Genomic DNA, 20,840 nt, shown 5'->3' with positions numbered 1-20,840 from the left:
GCTCAGCCTTTTTGCACAATGGCTCCTACCTTCACGGGTAGGGGCCATTTGCGTGTTCCATGGAGCGGTGCTCGCCTTACGTGGTGGTAGAACCCATGGGGCGGCAAACATCCCATGGGGTGGTAAAACCCTCATGGGGCGGTAGATGAAAATGGCTTTATTCTGCGGTTTCACAATTTCTTCAAACCGCCCCATGGGCAAGTTACCGCCCCATGGGGTCATAAGTAAAGAGTGGGATGACAGCGTGGTGAGCACCAAGCAAAGTAGGGGGCTTACGCTAAGCTCGGAAAGCTTGCGTAATTTGCGTAACCTTTGACATGAAAGGCCACTGTGCCCCGTAATAATTTCGATGATCGTGACGATTCCGCTGATTTCCAGATGAACGACAGCGCGGAATCCCGCCCCCTTACCTTTGGCGAACTTGGCGTACCCGGACCGCTGGTGCGCGTGCTTGCGGCAGATGACAAGAAGACCGCATTCCCCATTCAGGCCGACACCCTGCCCGATTCACTGGCCGGCCGCGACATTCTCGGCCGAGGGCGCACCGGCTCCGGCAAAACCCTCGCCTTCTCCATTCCGCTGGTCACCCGTCTTGGCTCCTATGATTCGTTCGGCGAAATCGCGATGGAGGAGTTCCGCAAGGAAATCAAGCGCCGCAAGAAGGCCAGCCTGGAAGAGCGCCGCGCCGACGACTTCCTGCCGCACCCGCGTGGCCTGGTGCTGGCCCCCACCCGCGAGCTCGCGAACCAGATCAACGACGTGCTGATGCCGCTGGCCCACACGTTCGGCATGAACACCACCACGGTGTACGGCGGCGTCAAGTACATCCACCAGATCCGCGATCTGAAGGCCGGCGCCGATATCGTGGTCGCCTGCCCGGGCCGCCTTGAGGACCTGCTGCGCCAGCAGGCGCTCACGCTCTCGTCCGTCGAAGTCGTGGTCATCGATGAGGCCGACGAAATGGCCGATATGGGCTTCCTGCCGCCGGTCAAGCGACTGCTTGAGCAGATTTCGCCCGACGCCCAGCACATGCTGTTCTCCGCCACGCTCGATCACGGCGTGGATGAAGTGGTGAACACCTTCCTGCACGATCCCAAGGTGCACGAGGTCGATTCGGCCACCGCCGAACCCGACCTGATGACCCACCACGTGTTCGAGACCACGCGCGGCGACAAGCACGAACTCGTGCGTACACTCGCCTCGGGCGAAGGCCGCCGCATCCTGTTCACCCGCACCAAGTTCCAGGCCAAGAAGCTCGCCAAGAACCTGACGCAGAACGGCATTCCGGCCGCCGAGCTGCACGGCAACCTGAACCAGAACCAGCGCGATCGCAACCTCGCTGCGTTCGATTCCGGCGATGTGCGTGTCATGGTGGCCACCGACGTGGCCGCCCGTGGCATAGACGTCGGCGGCGTGGAGCTCGTGGTGCAGGTCGAACCGCCGGCCGACCCGAAGTCCTTTGTGCACCGCTCCGGTCGTACCGCCCGCGCCGGCAAGGCGGGCGACGTGGTCACCCTCGTGCTGCCCGAGCAGCGCCGCGAGACGCGCCGCTTGCTGAACCAGGCCGGCATCAAGACCAAGATGATCGAAGTGACCCACGATTCGCCCGAAGTGCTTGAGCTTGTGGGCGACCGCGCCGAGCGCGTGGATGGTTGGAGCCTCGACAAGTCGCAGCCCGTGGGCAACCCGCGCAAGGGCAAGAACAAGGGGGCCAAGAACGCGGCGGGCGACGACTCCGGCCGCGGCGGCAAGCGCAAGCACAATCGCAATCGCGACGAGCAGAACGTTGCCGAGATCGAATTCCAGCACGAGAACGCAGGCGGCGAGTTTGTTGCCGAAGACGAGCCGCAGCGCAAGCACGGCGACAAGGCCAGCAAGAAGGCCGTGAAGAAGAACCGCAACCGTGCGGAACGCCGCGCCGGCATGAGCAACCCCGAGGCCGAGCGCCGCGACTATCTGTTCGAGCATGGCGATGACCGCCGCGAGGAGCGCCGCAAGGGCGGAAAATTCGACAAGCGCGACAGGGCCGAATATGGCCGCAACGACGATTTCGGCGGCCGCAGGCACAATGCGGGCCGTGATTTCGAACGGTCCGATTCCCGCGATTTCGGGCGTTCGCGCAAGCCTCGCCGCAATGAACGCAGCCACGAGGATTACGGCTCCTCCTATGACGAGCGTTCCTATGACGGCCGCAGGCAGTCCATGCGCAACACCCGCCAGGGCGAAGGCGGCAAGCGCATCCATCGCAAGAACGAGAACCGCATCGTACGCGACGAGCGTTCCGAAGGCGCCAAGCGTCACGAACGCCGCATGATCGCCAAATACGGCAACACGGAAGGCCCGAACCGCCGCCATTCCAAGAAGAATCGCCACAATGCGCCATTCCGTATGAAGTCTGGACGCCGTTAGTCCGACAGCGCGTATGAATCAGGCCCGACGACCTTTGATGGTCGTCGGGCCTGATTGTGTTGTAGGCCGGTGTTTGCGATGCGGATGCCTGTTCGCCTGCCTAGCGGCCATGACGATTGCACTTATCGCCGCAGTCGTTGCGATCGTGGCCATGCCGAAACGGCGGTAATGGCCTGTACGCACCCTAGAATAACGGATATGACGCAATCGCAGCCCCGATCCAAACGCACGCCCACCCTTGAAATCCGCGGGAGAATCCTTGACGCGGCAAGGCAGATCGTGGAACGGGACGGTGTGGACGGTCTGACCATCCGTGCGCTGTCCGCACAGGCCGATGTGTCGCCCACCAGTATCTACCAGCACATCGGCGGCAAGCAGACGGTGTGCGATGCGCTCATCGACACATACTTCACCGATCTGCGCGAACAGCTCATCGCCATTGACGAATCCGACCCCGTGCTGCGCCTGCGCAGGGCGGGCATAATCTACCGTGAACACGCGCTGGACGCCCCCGGCATTTACGCGCTGGTCTGGATGGGGCAGGCGTCGGACTCGGCCCAGCACTGCCTGGACGCCATCACGCAGATCATTCGATACGGCCAGGCAGCATCTGTATTCCGCGGCGATGACCCCCATCTAATCGCATCCTCCATCTGGGTGTCCATACACGGGTTCATCCAATTCGAACTGCGTTCCGCACAACCCCGCACACGCGGCCGCGCGCGGGTCGACCGGTCGTACGGTTACCTGCTCGACCTGCTGATCCGAGGCATTCGGCGGTAAATGGTGAGCTCCCTCTGATGAGGGAGCTCAGTATTGATACGCTGTACTGCCATCGGCGTTGCGGATGGTGAAAGTGGGGGATTGCTCGATGTTGAGGTCCACGGTCAGGGAATGCTGGGCGTCGGCGCTCGTCGAACGATAGACGAAGTGCTTGTTTTCCAGCTTCACGGCCTCGGTACGCGCATCCAGCAGCCATGGGTTGCGGCGGCGCAGCGCGATCAGCGCCTGATGCAGCCGGTATGTCGGCTCTCCCAGCGTGGACAGTTCGGCAGGGAAGTCGGGGAACTTCGGACGTACGTCGTCATCGCCGCCGAAACGCTCCTGCTTGACGCCCACATAGCCCTGTTCGTCGCCGTAATAGATGCTTGGCACGCCGCCGACCGTCATGAGCACCGCCAATGCCAACGCCGCCTTGGCCGGGCCAATCTGCGATGCGATACGCGTCACGTCATGGTTGCCGATGAACGTCTGCGGCACGAAGGAATCCAGGAACGCGTTGTGCCGCTTCAAGTTCCAATCCAGCTCGAAGAAGTTCTCCGTCTCCAGCGCATGCTGGATCGACTTCCATAGCTCGTATTGCGTGATCGAATCCATCGTGGATTCCTCGATGATGCGCGGGTAATCGCCATGGATCACCTCACCGAAAATCCACGAATACGGGTGTGCGGCTTTGACCTGCGGCAACACGCGCGCCCAGAACGGGCTCGGCACGGCATACGCGGCGTCGAGGCGCCAGCCGGCGGCTCCGCGATCCAGCCAATGGATCATCACATGGGCCACATAGTCAACGGTCTCGTCAGCCGAATGGTCCAGCGCCACCAGATCCCCGTGCCCCTCGAACACATCCAAAGCGGGTTCGCCATTATCACCGACATGCGCGCGGACCAGACCATGCCACGGGTTGTCGGCCGGATTCAAGCGTCCGGCGGTCTCGTCAAGCGCCGCCTGAACGGCCGGATGATTGCGGCTCACGTGATTGAACACGCCATCCAGCATCACCTGCAATCCCATGTCCCGGCAGGCTGCGACAAGCTGATCGAACGTGGCATCCCCACCCAATCGCACATCGATATGCATATGGTCGAGCGTGTCGTATCCGTGCGTCGCCGACTCGAACACCGGACCCAGCAGCAGGCCGGACGCGCCTAGATCGCGCACGTACTCCAGCCAGGGAATTATCGCGTCAAGGCCGCGGCCATGGAACAGGCGCGGGCCGGCGGGCCTGATATCGGCACCGCAGAAGCCCAGCGGATACACGTGCCAGAACACCCCGTACTTCACCCAATCGGGCATTGTGCGGCTCGAATCCGTGCTTACAACCACTGTGCACCTCCTGATTGACACCGTGTCCATTTTCGCACATCGCGGTGCGAATCCCGGGTAATCGGCATGAAACGCAGTCCGTGAACATGTGGCCAAGCTCACATATTGGGACATTTTCCTGAGGCGCTACATGCCGTGGCTACGCTTCCAACCAGTGCCATAAGCAGACGAGAGATACCCCCCCAAAAAAAAGGTCGCAAGGAAGAGAACCTTTCTCGCAGAGGTTATTGAGAGGAACAGAGGGTTATTATGACCACCGCCGCAGCCCAGGCCCCGGCACCTGGCAAGTTGGAATTCAAGGACGATTACACGCCGGCCGAAGCCGAACGTGTGATTCGCAATTCGAAGGGACTGCCCGTAGGCGTGCGTCCCAAAATGGTATGGACATGGAAGAAGGCCCTGCTGTGGGCCGCCATCGCCATCGTATGTGCCTGCGGATGGGCGATTCTGGCCGTCTCGCCGTGGGCCGTGTTCTCCATCGGTATGACCATCCCGATCGCCCTGATCATGGGCTGCTACCAGCGTTTCCTGCGCCCCGGCCGTGTCATTGAGACCACGTTGCTCGGTTTCGTGCTGCTCGTCATCGGCATCATCATCGCCAACCCGTCCGTCAAGGTGCCGGATCTGACCGAACTGGCCTCCACCTCCACCGGCCCGACCTTCTCCGGCAACCCATTCCCGTTCCTGTTCATCACCATCGCCTGCGGCGCCCTCTCCGGCTTCCACGGCGCGGTGAGCTCCGGCCTGACCCCGAAGGCCGTGGAGAAGGAGAACCAGATTCGCATGATCGGCTACGGTTCGATGCTCGTCGAATCGTTCACCGCCGTCATCGCGCTGATCGCCGCGATCACCATCTCGCAGGGCGTGTACTTCTCCACCAACATGTCCGCCGCACAGATCACCGCCGCATCCGGCGTGAGCATCTCCGCCACCTCCACGCCGGGCGAACAGGCCGATGCCGCCGTCAAGGCCGTGGAGTCGATGAAGGTCTCCGACATCGAAGGCAACCAGATGCAGGTCACCTGGGATTCCGTGGACGAGAACGGCGCGGCCAAGACCCACGAAGGCGCCGCGGCGCTTGAGCAGGCCGCCGCCGACATCGGCGAGACCTCCATCGTCTCCCGCACCGGTGGCGCCACCACGTTCGCCATGGGCATGGCCAACTTCCTCAAGTCCTACCTGGGCGGCCACGACTCGATGGCCTTCTGGTACCACTTCGCCATCATGTTCGAAGCCCTGTTCATCCTGACCACCGTGGACAACGGCACCCGCGTGGCCCGCTACCAGATCGGCGAAATGCTCGGCAACGTGCGCAAGCTCAAGAAGTTCGCCGACCCGACCTGGAAGCCCGGCAACATCATCACCACGTTGATCGCCACCGCGCTGTGGGGCGGACTGCTGTGGATGGGCGTGTCCGACGCGAACGGCGGCATCAACGCGATGGTGCCTATCTTCGGCATCTCCAACCAGCTGCTCGCCGCCGCCTGCTTCGTGCTGATCACCGTGTGCGTGGCCAAGATGGGCTACTGGAAGCACCTGTGGATACCGGTGGTACCGCTCGTGTGGGACATCGCCGTGACCTTCACCGCCGACTTCCAGAAGATCTTCGGGCCGCTGAGCTACTTCACCACCGCCTCCAAGAACCAGGCGCAGATCGACTCCGGCGAGCTGGCCGGCGAGGCGCTGACCAACGCCAAGGCCGCGCTGTCCAACGCGTATCTGGACGGCGTGCTCTCCGTGTTCTTCCTGGTCATGATGGGCGTCTTCGTGGTAGTCGGCATCGTGGTCGTGGCGCGCACGTTCGCCGCTGGCAAGTACGGTGCCGAAACGACGTCCGAGGAGCCGTTCGTGGAATCCCAGTGGTTCGCGCCCTCCAGCCTGGTCGCCACCGCGCTTGAGAAGAAAGTGCAGCGCGAATACAGCGCCAAGTTGCATGAGCTTGTGCGGAACGGGCAGGCTGCAGCGTAGTGCGTCATTGGCTCCCCTTTTTTTCAAGGGGAGCCAATAATCAGCGAAAGGAGACAAAATGCTCGGCAAACTCGTTGCCGTATGGCACGGCATCGTCTGGTATCTGCGTGAGATCAGCGGCGAGGCCCGCTACGACCATTATCTTGAGCATTTCGCGGCCGAGCATCCCGGCGAAACACCGATGAGCGAGGTCGAATTCATTCGCGCCCGCGAGGAATACGACCGTCTCCACCCCAACACCAGTTGTTGCTGCTGACAGGCCGCAATAGCATAACAACACCATAAAACCCGCGCGCCATGGGAACTGCGTAGTCATTCTTCCGTTACAATCAGTGTGACGGCTTCCGCCCCCGAAGAAGAAGGTGTTGATTCCCCTTGGACGTCTCACTGGCGCATTTCCTCCAACAAGTGCTTTCCAACCCGGCTCTGACCGTCACAACGTTGCTGACGCTGGGAGTCATCTTCGTCAACGGCTGGACCGACGCACCCAACGCCATCGCCACCTGCGTGACCACGCGATGCATGCGCGTACGCTCCGCCGTCATCATGGCGGCCATCTTCAACTTCCTCGGCGTCTTCATCATGACGCAGCTCAACGCCTCCGTGGCCTCCACCATCAGCAACATGGTCGATTTCGGCGGCGACACGAACGCGGCGCTCATCGCCCTATGCGCGGCGCTGTTCTCCATCGTCGTATACAGCGTGGGCGCCTCGCTGCTCGGCATACCCACCTCCGAAAGCCACAGCCTGATCGCCGGCCTGTCCGGAGCGGCCATCGCCCTCCAAGGCGGCATCGGCGGCATCAACATGGGCGAATGGGTCAAGGTGCTCTACGGTCTGGTCGCAAGCCTCCTGTTCGGCTTCGCCGTCGGCTGGTTGGTATGCAAGGCCGTGACCCTGATTTGCGCTGGCATGGACCGCCGCCGCACCAACGGGTTCTTCACCTACGCGCAGATCGTGGGCGCGGCGGCCATGAGCTTTATGCACGGAGCGCAGGACGGCCAGAAGTTCATCGGCGTGCTGTTCCTCGGCATGGCGTTCTGCAACGGCCAACCCAGCGTGACCGGTGTGATGATTCCGGTCTGGCTCATGATTCTGTGCAGCACCATCATGGGCGTGGGCACGTCCGTCGGCGGTGAACGCATCATCAAATCCGTGGGCCAGGACATGGTGAAACTCGAGAAATACCAAGGCTTCTCGGCCGATCTGTCAAGCGCGCTGTGCCTGCTCGTCATGACCGTGCTCGGCATCCCCGTCTCCACCACGCACACCAAGACCAGCGCCATCATGGGCGTGGGCGCGGTACGCCGCCTCTCCGCCATCAACTTCGGCGTGGTGCGCGACATGATGCTCACCTGGGTGTTCACCTTCCCCGGTTGCGGTCTCATCAGCTTCGTAATGGCCAAACTGTTCATGGTCGTGTTCTAGAAAGGAATCCACCCATCATGGCGAGACAAAAAGACACGTTCTACTTCGACGGATTCCGCCGCAGCGCGGACTACGCATGCCAGGCCGCGAAGCTGCTGTCCGAGGTCATGCACGACTTCAATCCGGGCCAGCTGCGCGAACGCATGGACAGCATGCACGCGATTGAGAAGGCAGCAGACGAGGTGCGCCACGACATGATGGACGAACTGGTGACCGCGTTCATCACGCCGTTCGACCGCGAGGACATCGACGAGCTCGGCCACGTGCTCGACGACGTGACCGACAGCATCGAAGGCGTGCTCAACCGCATGTACTACGACAACGTGACCGACATGCGCGACGACGCGGTCCAGATGTCGGATATGGTGGTGCGCGCCACGGAAAGCATCTGCGAGCTGGTCAACGAACTGCCGCGATTCCGGCGTTCCAAGACGTTGCGTGAACTGGTGTTCGCCATCAACACGATCGAAACGGACGCCGACCACCTGTTCATCGAGTCGATGCGCACGCTGCACACCACCTGCACCGATCCGCTGCAGGTGTTCGCCTGGCATGACGTCTACCGTCACCTCGAACAGTGCTCCGACGACTGCGAGCGCGTGGCCAACACCATCGACAGTATCGTCATGAAAAACAGCTGAGGTTGGTTTTCCGCAACCTCCCTCTGATGAGCCGAGCCGTGAAGAAAACGCCGGAGGCGTTTTTTTAGGCGAGGGTGAGTGACAACGAGCGAATAAGAGGTCAGCTGCAAGCTGTCCTGAATCGCGTTCGAGGTGGCATCGCGAAGCGATGACGGAGGGAGAGACCTACTTGACCAAAAGCCCCTCACCGATGGGCGTTGAGCCAGAGGATGGCGAGTTGGGTGCGATTGGTCAGGCCGAGCTTGTCCAGTATCGCGCTGATGCGATTGCGGACCGTGCCTTCGCTCAGGAACAGTCTGGCGGCGATGTCGCGGTTATCGAGGCCCTCGGCGACCAGCGCGGTGATCTCACGTTCGCGCTCGCCAAGCAGCCCCTCGATGGAATCGGCGGTACCTCTGGAATCGTCGGAATCGGCAGGATCCGGAGTCCGTTCGGTGAGCTTGCCGAGCACTTCCGCGCCGAGCACCACCTGACCTGCCATCACCGCCTGCAGCGCAGGCCCGACCGCCGCCACATCCTGTTTGATGAGATAGCCCTTGGCGCCAAGCCCCATCGCCTGCGCGATATACGACTGGTCCGCAAACGTGGTCAGGAACAGTATGCGCGCGGCCGGGCCCGTGGCCAGAATCTCGCGCGCGGCATCCAAACCGCTGGTGCCGGGCATCTGAATATCGATCAGCAGCACGTCCGGTCGGCTCGCCGGCGTCTCGAAATAACGGCGCACGGCGGAGTCGCCGTCATTTGCCGTCCATAGCACCTCGGCCGTGCCGGTGGCCGTCAGAATCGTCTCCAACGACTGGCAGACGATCGGATCATCATCCACGATTGCGATTCTCATCAATCCCTCGATTCCATGGTCCAACGCTTCTTCGGCACGGATACGAACACACGCCAGCCGTCCTCATACGGCCCGCAGACCGCGGTGCCGCCAAGGGCGCGCACGCGCGATTCGATATCCGCCAAACCCATGCCGCGCATCAGCTCATCGGCCGAACCACGCATATCGGCAACGCCGTCGGCGGCGAGTCGCGAGCCGACGCGCGTGGCGCGCATCGCACGCGGACGGGCAGCGGCCGTCCAGGACTCATCGGACTCGGACTCGGCCGGCCCCGGATCCTGAATGACCAACTGCCAGAACGCGGGGAAGTCGCGCAACGTCACGCTCGCCTCGCGCGCCGCGCTGTGATGCACCACGTTCGACAACGCCTCGCGAATCACGGTCGCGAAACAGCGCGAGACCGGCGCGGGCGCCTTGGCGATATCGTTGGACAGCGCCACGGCGAAACCGGGGGAGATACCGTCGAACGACGTGACGGCATCATCGATCTGCGCGGCGAAATCAGTGCCGTCATCCTCAAGATCATGCACCGAACGGCGCACCATCGTCATCGCATCATCCAACGTCGCACCCAACGTGGCGAACCCTTGCGCAGCGACCGTATCGTTCGTCGCCTTGGCCACCGTTTTGCCGACCTGAGCCTGCATGATCGCGCGGGTCAGCAGATGGCCCACATTGTCGTGGATCTCCCGGGCGATACACGTGCGCTCGCCGAGGGTCGCCATGCGAATCGACTGGGCGCGTTCCTCATCGATGTCGGCGATGCGCGAACGAGTGGCCCGCGAGGATTCGCGCGCCCTGTCCTGCGCGTGCAGCAACGCGCGCCGCGCCTCGTCCGAGGAGGCGCGGGCCCGGCCCAGAACGAATCCAAGCAGGGCGACCAGCGTCATCACCAGCGTCTGGAGACGGTCGGGGCCACGGGCGAACCAGAGCGCGATCAGCGGCAACACCCATATCCAGCGCGCGGCGACCGAAAGCCACGGGGCCGAACGCATTGCATCGGCAGGGGAACGGTGAGAGGCCGCGGTCCGCGAGACACTGGGGGAGCGGCCGCTTGCCGCAGTCCGTGCCCCAGTTCGGGCTCCGGCCGAGGCGAGGGCCGGCAGCCGTGCAGTATCGTAGGCGATGAGCGGCATGAACGCGCACCATGAAGGCACCGCCACGGCGATGACGAGATACGCCGTACACAAGACCCAAGACCATTGCGCGGGACGCAGCCATTCCACCAATCCGGCGACGGAAACGGCCAACAGCAGGCCGGCGATGAACACGCCATCGAACCGTACCCCGACAAGCCAGGCCAAAGCCAGGCCCAACACGAGCAGCAAGCCCTTCTCGGCCAACACTCGCATGGCACCTCCCCGGCTCGACGCTCTTCCACCACCAGTATAGCGGTGTGCGGAACACGACGAACTTGACAGGCGTGCGGAATTATTCGCATGACGGTCCAAGACAACGGGTCTACACTTCCCGAATAGATGAGGCACAAGCGTCGGATGTTGTCGACACAACCGTAAAGGGATGATACCGATGATTGCGCAAAGCCACAGGGCGTCCAACTATTCGATGGACGAGATCAGCCTGATGCCGGTCGATAAGGTGTATCAGGCCATGCAGACCGACGCCGAAGGACTGTAATGACAAATGTCACGCCTGTATGGCCAAGTCGTGACATTTGCCTGTGGCGGCGTCCGGCCCCTTCTTGGGATGATGGAATCACCAAGGAAGGGAGTGGCTATGACAACCGACAACAGAGCTTCCGAACACGACTCGACAACCAACCCGGCCCTGGCCGTGCACGTCAGCCAACTGGTCAAACGCTACGGCGACATGGTGGCGCTCGACTACTTTGACCTTGACGTGAACCAGGGCGAGATTTTCGGCCTGCTTGGGCCGAACGGGTCCGGCAAAACCACCGCGATCAACTGCATCCTCGCATTGCTCACCTACGGTTCGGGCACGATTCGCGTATTCGGCCAGCCGATGACGCCGACCTCCTACGCGCTGAAGCGCCGTATCGGCATAGTGCCGCAGAACGTGGCCGTGTTCAACGAACTGACCGTCACCGAAAACATCGACTACTTCTGCTCGCTGTACGTGCCGAAGAAAACTGACCGCGCGCCGCTGGTCGAGGAGTCCATCGAATTCGTCGGACTCCAGGACTTCCGCAAGTTCCGGCCCGGCAAACTGTCCGGCGGTCTGCTGCGACGCCTGAACATCGCCTGCGGCATCGCGCACAAGCCTGACCTGATCTTCTTCGACGAACCCACGGTCGCCGTCGACCCGCAAAGCCGCAATTCCATTCTGGAAGGCATCCAGCGGCTCAACCAGGCCGGCACCACGGTGATCTACACCAGCCACTACATGGAGGAGGTCGAGCAGATCTGCGACCGCATCCTCATCATGGACCACGGCCGGCACCTGGCGCTCGGAACCGCCGACGAGCTCAAGAACATGATCGACACGGGCGAGCGCATCACCATCGAGACGCTCGATTTGGCGGATTCGGCGATGGCCGAGGTCCGTGCGCTGCCGTGCGTGATCGAAGCCACCTACGACGGCAAGGAACTCGACGTGCGATGCCGTCGCGGCGAACACAACCTGACCGACGTGCTCGACGCGGTGAAACGCTCCGGCGCCAACATCGGCCACCTGACCAGTCGCCCGCCCACCCTCAACGACGTGTTCCTCGAACTCACCGGCAAAGCACTGAGGGACTGACCATGCTCCCCTCAGTCGGCAAGCAAATAACTTGGCTCCCCTCTCCGAGGGGAGCTGTCACCAAAGGTGACTGAGGAGAGTTCCTGAGTAAGGAGACATCATGTGGACCACATTTCTGGTCGCATTGAAAGCGAACTTGCGTAACCGGTCGGCGTTGTTCTGGATGACCGTGTTCCCAATCGTGCTGGCGACCATGTTCAACGGACTGTTCGGCGGGCTGGCCGAAGCATACGAACTCAAGCCGGTGCCGATGGCCGTCATCGAAGACACCCGTTGGCAGCAGGCGGACGGTGCCCGCACCTTCGTAGACGCGCTGGCCGGGGAAACGGAATCGGCCTCAGACGACACGACCTACGCCGAAATCGACCAAAAGCTGCTGACCATCACCACAGTCGGCACCGTGAAGGAGGCCGAACAACGGCTCGCCGACGGCACTGCCAACGGCTATCTGACCGCCGACAATAACGGCCGATTGGCGATGACCGTGAGCCGGGAAACCGCCGTCACAGCCAAGGACTCCACGCAAAACAGCGGACTGGACATTAGCCTCGCGGCCCTGCGCAGCGTCATCGACCTGTACAACCGCACCGACGCCGTCACCCGGCAGACCATCGCCGACAATCCACAGGCCGCGCTCAGCCGGAACTTCTGGAACAGCGTCGGGCAGAACGTCGACATGACCCATGAGACGACACTCACGCATTTCCAGCCTGACGCGATCGCCCGATACTATTACGCGTTGCTGGCCATGTCCTGCATGATGGCCATGGGATACTCCATCAGCACAGTCGCCGCCGCACAGGCGAACCTGTCCGCGCTGGGCATACGGCGGACCATAGCACCGCTGAGCCGGGCCAAACAGCTCGTCGCGGGCTTCCTCTCCTGCTGGCTGTGCTCGTCGGTCGCCCTGTCCATCGCATTGGCCTATATCCGACTCGCCTGCGACGTCTCGCTCGGCGGACGCGAACCAGCGGCGATCCTCGCGGTCATCATCGCCTCGTTCATGACCAGCTCAGCAGGCACCCTGCTCGGTGCGGTGCCGAAGCTCTCGTACAACACGAAATACGGGCTGTCGGCCGGCATCTCCTGCACGCTGTCGCTGTTCACCGGACTGTACGGCGGGTTTGCCATGCAGATCAGCGACTGGATAGCCCGCAACGCGCCCATACTCGGCACCATCAACCCCGCACAGCAGGTGACGAACCTGTTCTACGACATCCTGTACTACGACAGCTACCGGCCGTTCATCACCACCTGCATCATTCTGCTGGCGATGAGCGTGGTATTCCTCTTGGCCGGCACCGCAATGCTGAGGAGGCAACGCTATGAACACCTGTAAAGCCACGCTGCGCGTGCTGTTCGCGCACCGGGTCTACCTGATGATCTACCTCGTATTCATAGGCATCCTGATGATGTCCATCAGCTGGGCGATGCTGACCTCCGCATCCGGCTCCATGTCCGCGGTGTTCGAATCGACCAAGACGCGCGTCGCCATCATCGACCGCGACTCCGACCGGGGTGATATCGCCACGTCGATGCGCGCCTACCTGCGCGATTCCAGCGAACTGGTGGACCTCGACGACACCAGCGAAACGCTGCAACAGGCCGTCGCCTCGAACTGGGTGGACCTGATCGTCATCATTCCCGACGGATTCGCCGACGATTATGTCGCTGCGGCGGCGGACGGCGACAATCCGCCGAACGTGGACACGGTCACCAGCTACACATCCGGCTCCGGGTCGATGGCGCGGATGAACGTCGGCGGGTTCCTCTCGCTCACCCGCACCGCACTAATTGGCGCGCAGACGACGGTCGACCAAGCGGCGCTCGCCGGCATGATGAACGCTACAGGAGGGGCCGCCGGTTTTGATGGCGCGAGTCTGGACCAAGACATGCTGGACTCGCTGCCGGAAGGGCAAGCCGACAAGCCGGATATCAAGGATCTGTCCCAGGCCGCCAAAATGGCCGCCGAATCGGCCAGCGATACAGACGTGAACCATCAGGTCGCCGTGGTCGATACGCCGACCGAGGAGTCGGCAAGCGCTGCGGATACGGCGGTCAGCGGATTCGGCGGCACCATGAAAACCGCACTGTACCCGTTGTTCCTGGCGATGGCCATCTGCGGTTCGATGATCCTGGGCGCGTTCACCACCGGCGAGGTGCGGCGGCGTCTCACCGCCTCGCCCCGACGCATGGCCCTGATGGGACTCCAGCGGTTGCTGACGTTGGGCGGATTCGCGCTCGTCGTATGCGTCGGCTATCTGGTGCTGTCAATCGGTCTGATGATGGCGGCGGGGCTCGATCCGTTGCACCTGAGCGTCGGGGGAGTGCTGATGACGTTCGGCGCGACTTGCGTGTACGCGCTGATGACCGTCGCCTGCGGATTCATGCTCAGCGAGTTCGGGCTCTCGGAAGAGGCGGCCAACGGGTTCGCCAACATCTTCGGCCTGCTCATCATGTTCACGTCGGGCGTCGCATTGCCGATTGACATGATGCCCGGCGTGATGGTGACCATAGCCAAGTTCCTGCCCGGCTGGTGGTATTGCACCGCGATCGACAACGCGCTCGGCTTCGGCACGGCGGCGGAAACCGGCATAAGCGTCGCCGGCTGGGCCGGCTCGCTGGGATTGGTCGCACTGTTCGGCGTGATGTTCATCTGCATCGGCCTGGCCGCCGGCCGCTTCCGCCGATCCCGCCCCGCCCTGGCCGCGCCTGCCACCACGCAGCTGGCCGAGTGAGAAATCAGCCTTTCAACCGATACCGCTGCACCGGGTCGTCGGCGAACTTGACTCGGGCGACCCGCCCTTCCTTCATCAGCTCGCGCATACCGGATGTGGCGGCCAGCGGCGTCAACTGCAGTTCGCGCATGATCTCCTTGACGCTCATGGCCGAATGCCGCTCCAGTACGGTCAAATCGCCTTGACCACGTCGCCCGGCGAACTGTTCGCCATCGTGCGCTGCTTGGTGATGGTCATCGTGAACGTGTTGATGTCGTTGCGCGTGGTCGCCGGCTCGATGCCGGCCTCGCGCAACGCGGCGGCGATGCGCTGGTAGCCGTCGCCGCCTTCTGGGTTCACAAACCCGCCGCCCGGATACGGCGTGGACTCCAGCAGCGTGAACAGGAACTGGTTTCGGGTGGAGACGAACGGCGCGCCCGTCACCGGATGAGGGCTCGCCAGCACGTCATGCGTCACCATGCCGTACAGGCCACCCGGATTGGTGATCTCGATGCGATCGGTGAACACGCTGATATGCACCTGCGTGCCGCGCGCATCGGGCGAATAATCACGGTGGGTGAGCGCGTTCGCAATCGCCTCGCGCAGCACGAGCGGCGGATAATCGGGCTTCTTCGCGCCAATCCAACGCATCAACGAGTCGACCGCATCGTCGATCATCACCGGAATCGAACCGACCACCGACTTCGAGGCGACCAATCGTTCGTCGCCCCGGAACACATCGTCCCGGCTCGTCCCCGGAAACACGGCTATCGAAATGCCGAGCCGCGGATAGAACTTCTGCGGATAGCGGCCCAACGCCAGCAGTCCGGCCAAGGTGGGACGCAGTATTCCGCCGACCTCCGATTCGTCGGAATCATCATGGCGCAACACCTGCAGATCCAGCAGCACGTCGATGCCGTCCCGGTCGGCGAACACGCGCGGATGCTGTTCGCGCACGCGCGCCAACAATCCGGAAACAAGCTGCGGGTCGAGGTCATCGATCGTGGCGTCGGGCACGATATCCAGATCGTATGTGGGCTGCAGATGCTCCTCGATGAGCCGGTCGACCTCATAGGAGGTCATGCGCCGGTCGCCGTCGCCGGTGCGGATGAACGAGCCGCCGTGCGGTCCGAGCGCGGTGGTGAAGCAGGGCTTGTCGCGCGGCAGCATCTCGTCGATGCGCGCGAACACCAGATTCGCGCCTTCGAACGGGCAGGTGACGATCACGGGCCGCACCACCGGCGTCATCTTCTCGCACGCCTGGCTCAGCGCCTCCTGCATGGCACGCGCGTTGAATCCCTCGACCGGCGTGAACCCGTTCTTTTCAGACAGGCCCAGGATGATCCAGCCGCCGGAGCCGTTGGAGAACGCGGACAGCGTATCGGTGATGGTCGAGGAGATCTTGCGCTTGCATTCCTTGACCTCGCACTGCTGCGTATCGTTGCCGATCAGACGCATGAGTTCGATCAGCTCAGTCATTTTGGCAGTATAGTCATCGACCATGGCGGCCTCCTTGACACCATTGTGCCCCATAATCCGCCGCCCGCTCGCCTCCAGCCCCGCCAGTTCACCCCAATTCACCCAGAATTCATGGGCCAAACCAGACGAAACGAACGTCGATGTAGGGTTCGATTCCGCGTGTTCGCTGATGAGATCGGCCGGTCGAGGCGGGCGGACTATGTTGGGTGGCGTGGACGGCCAGTCGAAAGGTATTATTCCGCTGCTCGCCGCGCGCGCTGCGCCGCGACATCGAACGCCGCATCAGCGCGCAGACCGCCATGAGCCGGCGACTGTGCGAGACGCGCGACATCGCCTTCCTTGACCTGACCCATACCGATAAGGTCGACCCGAAGCGATTCTGGGCCGTCGACGGCTTCCACCCCGGCACCTTCGGCTACGTGGTCATGGCCGACGCCATCATGCATCTGCTGTTTGACGGCGCCAAGGAATGATGAGAATACCGGGTCATGCGATGAATCGCAAATAGGTGCGGTCATCGAACGAATCGTTGCCCGGCGTAAAACCTTTGGTGGACTGATATTCGCTGATGAGTTCCGGGTCCTCGCGTTTGAGCCGTTGCAGCTCCCGTTCGGATTGCGCGAGCGATGGCCGAAGCAGGGGATAGCCGTCCGACGCAAGTACCACTTCATCGCCCGGATTGATATTCACGGTGCGAATCGGATACGTCGGATCGGTGAACCCGTCGAACACGAAATACCCGTACGGACCACGCTTGTTGGCGAACTGCGATTGCAGGCGTAGAAACGGCAGAATCATCGCGCGAGCCGGGTCTGTAGCGGCAACGGCAGGCGATTGGTGCTCGCCCTTGCTCCGCAACGCCAGCACAGTGAACGCGCGCAACTCGCCAAGCAGCTCATCGACATGTTTGACGGTCGGGATCTGCTCGCCGTTGACCATGATCTGGCAGTCGCCGAACAGTCAGGCCTCATGGCGGGCGGCGCTATACACCACTGCATTGGCCTGCAGTCGCTCCACGGGTTCATCGGTGAAAACGGCGGCGGTCATATGGTCCGTCACCGATGGCACTGATGCCGTATCCCGTTGCCTATCGGAGAGGGACAGACCGGAAATCGTCCTGGTCGACATGTCGCTGGAGGGCATGCAGGGGCCGACCGTGTGCCGGATTGTGCGCGAACATTGTTCGATGATGCCCATCGTGGCCATGACCGCCTTTTCTACGAACATGTACCGATCGATTGCGGCCAGGGCCGGCGCACAGGGCATGGTCAGCAAGAATTCGGAAGCTGATTTCGTTGAGGGCGTACACGAAGTGATATGCGGCCGAACATACGGAGGCCAACTCTTTGAATCTGCCGCCATGGTTTGTGCCCGTGTACAGGAAGAGCAACGGTCCAGCGACAGGAATCTGACACAACAGGAAATACTCGTTATGGAACTCTTGTCCTTGTTACGGGAATGCTATGCGAATGTATGCCGGCACGCTCCCCAACATGCCCGTTACCGGATAACGGTTCGTCTGAGCGTCGAAGGTATACGAATACATGCCGAGAACCACGTGGCTCAGGGCGATGCTCCGGATGAATTGCGGGGCGGCAACGGGCTGGGGCTCCATAGAAGACAGCTTCGGCAGCTTGGTGGGTCGTTGACATGTTCGTCATCGTATGGAATATGGGTCACCACGGCATGGTTACCGATTTCTCAGTAATCATGAATTACAAAACCATTGTAACCATGGTGGGCAATAATAAAAAAGGCTTTGATCTGAATCTGCAGTGTCGCCATACTTTATGCTTGATAAGAATGCTGTTGTTGACATGCTACCGGTGAAAAAATACGCTAACAGAATAAGATAAATTATTGTTTTCATTATGTTCCTTTCTGTATTCCGTTACACTAGCAAGGACGAGGAATTAAGGTATGCGCGGATTGTCGGTATTGAGCAGGGCGTTGCGATGGGCGTTGGTGGGTATGACGTTTTCGATGCTGTCCAACGCGATTTTCGAGGGGTCGGTGATTCCTTCGATTCTGATCGTCGGACTGCCGGCATGGGTGATCGCGTTCCGCAAGACGTTCAATCTGGTCATCGACTTCGCTTCTCCGGTATCCGCATGGATCGTGCAGCGGTTCGGCTCGTTCCGTTCGCTTGCGACCACGGAGGGCGTGGAAGGTGTACTGTGCCTGGCGGTCGCGCTGGTGCCCAACGGTTGGACGTATTGAAAGTGGCTGCTGCTGGCCCTGTCATGCCTGCTGCTGATGACCGGGCAGGTCATCGACGTGGCCTCCGAAGTGTTCGAGGTGGATGCGGCCGGCGACGACGATGACCTGCCCGTCAAGTACAGCGGCTACGTCGCCGTGATTGCCAGCGTGGCCGGTACGTTGCTGGGCATCGGCTCCCGGTACGGCAGCGATATGCTGACCGTGGTCTACGCATTCGGCGGTGCGGGCAGCATCGTCGGATCGTTTGTCTACATGCGGCTCTCCGCAAAACTCGGCATGCGCGCCGTGTCCACCATCGGGGCAATCGCCACGGCGATTTCCCTTGCCGCCGTACTGGTCCCCGCGTTTGCCGCGGTGTGCGTCGGATGGCTCATCAACAACCTCGGCTATGGCCTGCTGGCGCATGGCGTGATCGTATCGCGACAACTGCTGCTGAGCGGTGGTGACCTGGCCAAATTCAGCGGCCGTGCCAGGTTCGCGTATGCGATCGGCGGTGCCGTCGGCACGTGGGGCGGCTGGCTCGGCTCCGCCCACTGGCAGATACTCGCCGTTGTGGCCCTGGTACTGTGCGCCGGATTCATCCCGTTGCTCAGTGCCATGCCTGGCCCGGTACGGCACTGAGGTGACGGATGGGGCCGGCTGGCATCTCGTGCGCCGGGCGTTTTTCGGCAGATTTTGCCGTGCTGATGTACGCAGGTGTTGACGTTCGGCGAGGTTCCCAGCCACATTGCTGTGTGATTGATGCCGCTCGATAGGCATGTCAGGCCGGACACACCACGGCGATGCCGAATGGACGACGGACCTACGACCCGCATCATCGCAGCAACCGGGTTTTGCCATCCTTGACAAGCAGGGCCTGCCGGTTGGTGAGGGGCTTGAGACTGAGATCGGCACCATACCGGTCGAGAATGCGTTGTGCGGCGTGGCCCATGGCCGCTGCATGATGGTGGGGGACCACGCGGTAGTGCCCGAACTCTTGCGCACTTTGGTCTTCGCCCGTCCCTGTGGCGGTGATCAGTTCGCTGCTGGTACGGTCTCACCGAGCCTTGACATGTCGAGGTAGCGGCGCGTCGACCACTCGTCGGATGTCACGTAGCGGACCCTCGCGCAGACGAGCATCAACGCGCTGCGTCCGTCGGGGAACGAGCCGACCACGCGGGTCCTGCGCCTGATCTCGCGGTTGAGCCGTTCGATCATGTTGTTGGTGCGGATCCGACGCCTATGCTCGCGCGGGTAGTCGTCGAGCAGGTAGGTCGTGGTCTCGCCGATGCCCTCGCGCAGGCATTTGGCGGCCTCCTTGAGTTTCCTGGATTCCATGTCCCGGGCGACGGATTCGGCCTTCTCCAACGCCTTGTCGCGTGATTCCATGGAGAACACGGCCTTCAGTGCGTCGGCCGCCCAGTCGCGGTTCCCGGGGTTGACCCTGGCGAGTATGTTGCGCTCGAAATGCACCATGCACCGCTGGTAGCGGGCATCGGGCAGCAGCTCGCCCGCGGCGGCGACCAGCCCCGCGCACCGATCTCCCGTCACCAGTCTCACGCCCTTGAGGCCTCGTGCGAGCATGCCTTTGATGAATTCGCGCCAGCTTTCCGCGTCCTCCTTCATGCCCTCGGCCACCGAAAGCACCTCGCGCCGCCCGTCCATGCCGACGCCGATGGCCACCAGGATGCTCACGTTCTCCACGGACCCGCCCCAGCACCTTTTGTGCCACACGCCGTCCATGAACAGGTACGGGTAATCCTGTTCGAGGGGCCTGCCCCGCCATGCGTCGATATCCGCATAGACGCGCTTGAGCTTGTCGCTCAGGGTCTGCGAGGGCATGCGGTCGCCCCACAGGAGCCGGCTGACATCATCGACCTGGCGGGTGGAGACGCCGGCCAGGTACATGTCGATCAAGGCCTCCTCGACGCTCTCCTCACGCCGACGGTATCGTTCGATCACGGCCGACTCGAACACCGCGCCCTTGAGTTTCGGCACTTTCAGGCTCATTTTGCCGGCCTTGACGGTCAGGTCGCGCTCGTAGTGGCCGGCCCGGTACGCCTTGCGGTCCCCGCTGCGCTCGTAGCGCGCGGCGCCGGTGATCTCGTCGGCCTCGGCGTCGAGCATCGCGTTCAGGGTCTCCTCGACGCTTTTGCGGACCATCCGGTCCAGGGTGGTTTCCAACATGGCCTGGTCGACCTGTAGAATCTGCTGTGACATGGCTTCGTGCCCTCGTTTCCAATCGCGGTTTTCTAATGTCTGGCGACTGAAAATCGTACACAGGACACGGGCCATGCCCCTATCTCAAGCCCAAACCAAAGTGCGCAAAATCTC

The 20,840-nt window shown here is 62.2% G+C and carries 16 protein-coding genes and 2 pseudogenes; 12 read left to right on the top strand and 6 right to left on the bottom strand.

Annotated features, from left to right (window positions below; translation table 11 throughout):
- The first annotated feature begins 330 nt into the window (after positions 1-330).
- Positions 331-2,409, top strand: a complete 2,079-nt coding sequence (locus tag ACEUKI_RS01210) for a DEAD/DEAH box helicase (RefSeq protein WP_374156377.1) — start codon at positions 331-333, stop codon at positions 2,407-2,409.
- A 198-nt stretch (positions 2,410-2,607) separates the two neighbouring features.
- Positions 2,608-3,192, top strand: coding sequence for a TetR/AcrR family transcriptional regulator (locus ACEUKI_RS01205; RefSeq protein WP_181896144.1), 585 nt, complete (start codon positions 2,608-2,610; stop codon positions 3,190-3,192).
- A gap of 27 nt (positions 3,193-3,219) precedes the next feature.
- Here the strand turns inward: ACEUKI_RS01205 and ACEUKI_RS01200 are convergent, their stop codons facing one another.
- On the bottom strand, positions 3,220-4,485 hold the full coding sequence (locus ACEUKI_RS01200) for an alpha-amylase family protein (protein WP_181896146.1): 1,266 nt from the start codon (positions 4,483-4,485) through the stop codon (positions 3,220-3,222).
- A gap of 279 nt (positions 4,486-4,764) precedes the next feature.
- On the opposite strand from ACEUKI_RS01200, the gene ACEUKI_RS01195 reads away from it, so the two are divergent.
- From ACEUKI_RS01195 to ACEUKI_RS01180, 4 genes are all read left to right on the top strand, one after another.
- Positions 4,765-6,483 (top strand): carbon starvation CstA family protein, encoded by a 1,719-nt coding sequence (locus ACEUKI_RS01195; RefSeq protein WP_374156376.1) that lies wholly within the window; start codon positions 4,765-4,767, stop codon positions 6,481-6,483.
- Positions 6,484-6,541: 58 nt separating this feature from the next.
- The gene (locus tag ACEUKI_RS01190; protein WP_007052106.1) at positions 6,542-6,739 is read left to right on the top strand and encodes a YbdD/YjiX family protein; all 198 of its coding nucleotides are present in this window, start codon (positions 6,542-6,544) and stop codon (positions 6,737-6,739) included.
- A gap of 119 nt (positions 6,740-6,858) precedes the next feature.
- Positions 6,859-7,911: an anion permease gene (locus ACEUKI_RS01185; RefSeq protein WP_374156375.1), complete on the top strand. Its 1,053-nt coding sequence runs from the start codon at positions 6,859-6,861 to the stop codon at positions 7,909-7,911.
- A gap of 17 nt (positions 7,912-7,928) precedes the next feature.
- Positions 7,929-8,552 carry a DUF47 domain-containing protein gene (locus ACEUKI_RS01180; protein ID WP_374156374.1) on the top strand — a complete coding sequence of 208 codons (624 nt, stop codon included), beginning with the start codon at positions 7,929-7,931 and terminating at the stop codon, positions 8,550-8,552.
- A 184-nt stretch (positions 8,553-8,736) separates the two neighbouring features.
- Here the strand turns inward: ACEUKI_RS01180 and ACEUKI_RS01175 are convergent, their stop codons facing one another.
- Together ACEUKI_RS01175 and ACEUKI_RS01170 are read right to left on the bottom strand one after the other, a co-directional pair.
- Positions 8,737-9,390 (bottom strand): response regulator, encoded by a 654-nt coding sequence (locus ACEUKI_RS01175; RefSeq protein WP_374156373.1) that lies wholly within the window; start codon positions 9,388-9,390, stop codon positions 8,737-8,739.
- Positions 9,390-10,742 (bottom strand): sensor histidine kinase, encoded by a 1,353-nt coding sequence (locus ACEUKI_RS01170; protein WP_374156372.1) that lies wholly within the window; start codon positions 10,740-10,742, stop codon positions 9,390-9,392. Before ACEUKI_RS01170 ends, ACEUKI_RS01175 begins: the two co-directional genes overlap by 1 nt.
- A 385-nt stretch (positions 10,743-11,127) precedes the next feature.
- On the opposite strand from ACEUKI_RS01170, the gene ACEUKI_RS01165 reads away from it, so the two are divergent.
- The 3 genes from ACEUKI_RS01165 to ACEUKI_RS01155 all read left to right on the top strand — a co-directional run bounded on the left by ACEUKI_RS01165 (position 11,128) and on the right by ACEUKI_RS01155 (position 14,849).
- Positions 11,128-12,111 (top strand): ABC transporter ATP-binding protein, encoded by a 984-nt coding sequence (locus tag ACEUKI_RS01165; RefSeq protein WP_186289832.1) that lies wholly within the window; start codon positions 11,128-11,130, stop codon positions 12,109-12,111.
- 100 nt (positions 12,112-12,211) lie between these two features.
- Complete coding sequence (locus ACEUKI_RS01160) at positions 12,212-13,450, top strand: ABC transporter permease (protein ID WP_374156371.1); 1,239 nt, start codon at positions 12,212-12,214, stop codon at positions 13,448-13,450.
- On the top strand, positions 13,437-14,849 hold the full coding sequence (locus ACEUKI_RS01155) for an ABC transporter permease (RefSeq protein WP_374156370.1): 1,413 nt from the start codon (positions 13,437-13,439) through the stop codon (positions 14,847-14,849). Before ACEUKI_RS01160 ends, ACEUKI_RS01155 begins: the two co-directional genes overlap by 14 nt.
- Before the next feature lie 4 nt (positions 14,850-14,853).
- Here the strand turns inward: ACEUKI_RS01155 and ACEUKI_RS01150 are convergent.
- Positions 14,854-16,331, bottom strand: a pseudogene (locus ACEUKI_RS01150) (ATP-binding protein).
- 182 nt (positions 16,332-16,513) lie between these two features.
- Between ACEUKI_RS01150 and ACEUKI_RS01145 the strand changes: the two are divergent.
- Entirely contained in the window at positions 16,514-16,780 is a 267-nt protein-coding gene (locus ACEUKI_RS01145) for an SGNH/GDSL hydrolase family protein (RefSeq protein ID WP_374156369.1), read from the top strand.
- A gap of 13 nt (positions 16,781-16,793) precedes the next feature.
- On the opposite strand, the gene ACEUKI_RS01140 is transcribed toward ACEUKI_RS01145, so the two are convergent.
- Positions 16,794-17,246: a hypothetical protein gene (locus tag ACEUKI_RS01140; RefSeq protein WP_080784919.1), complete on the bottom strand. Its 453-nt coding sequence runs from the start codon at positions 17,244-17,246 to the stop codon at positions 16,794-16,796.
- Between ACEUKI_RS01140 and ACEUKI_RS01135 the strand changes: the two genes are divergently transcribed.
- A complete protein-coding gene (locus tag ACEUKI_RS01135; protein ID WP_080784918.1) occupies positions 17,245-18,015 on the top strand; it encodes a response regulator in 771 nt (256 codons plus the stop codon). The two genes, ACEUKI_RS01140 and ACEUKI_RS01135, sit on opposite strands and share 2 nt — an antisense overlap.
- Positions 18,016-18,227: 212 nt before the next feature.
- Positions 18,228-19,148: pseudogene (locus ACEUKI_RS01130) on the top strand (hypothetical protein).
- 393 nt (positions 19,149-19,541) lie between these two features.
- Here the strand turns inward: ACEUKI_RS01130 and ACEUKI_RS01125 are convergent.
- Positions 19,542-20,726 (bottom strand): IS256 family transposase, encoded by a 1,185-nt coding sequence (locus tag ACEUKI_RS01125; RefSeq protein ID WP_131218582.1) that lies wholly within the window; start codon positions 20,724-20,726, stop codon positions 19,542-19,544.
- Positions 20,727-20,840: the final 114 nt, after the last annotated feature.

This window comes from Bifidobacterium sp. 2450, from assembly GCF_041900695.1.
Classification (GTDB): Bacteria; Actinomycetota; Actinomycetes; order Actinomycetales; family Bifidobacteriaceae; genus Bifidobacterium; species Bifidobacterium longum.
Note: the sequence above shows the minus strand (reverse complement) of the source record. Positions and strands in the feature narration are given on the sequence as shown.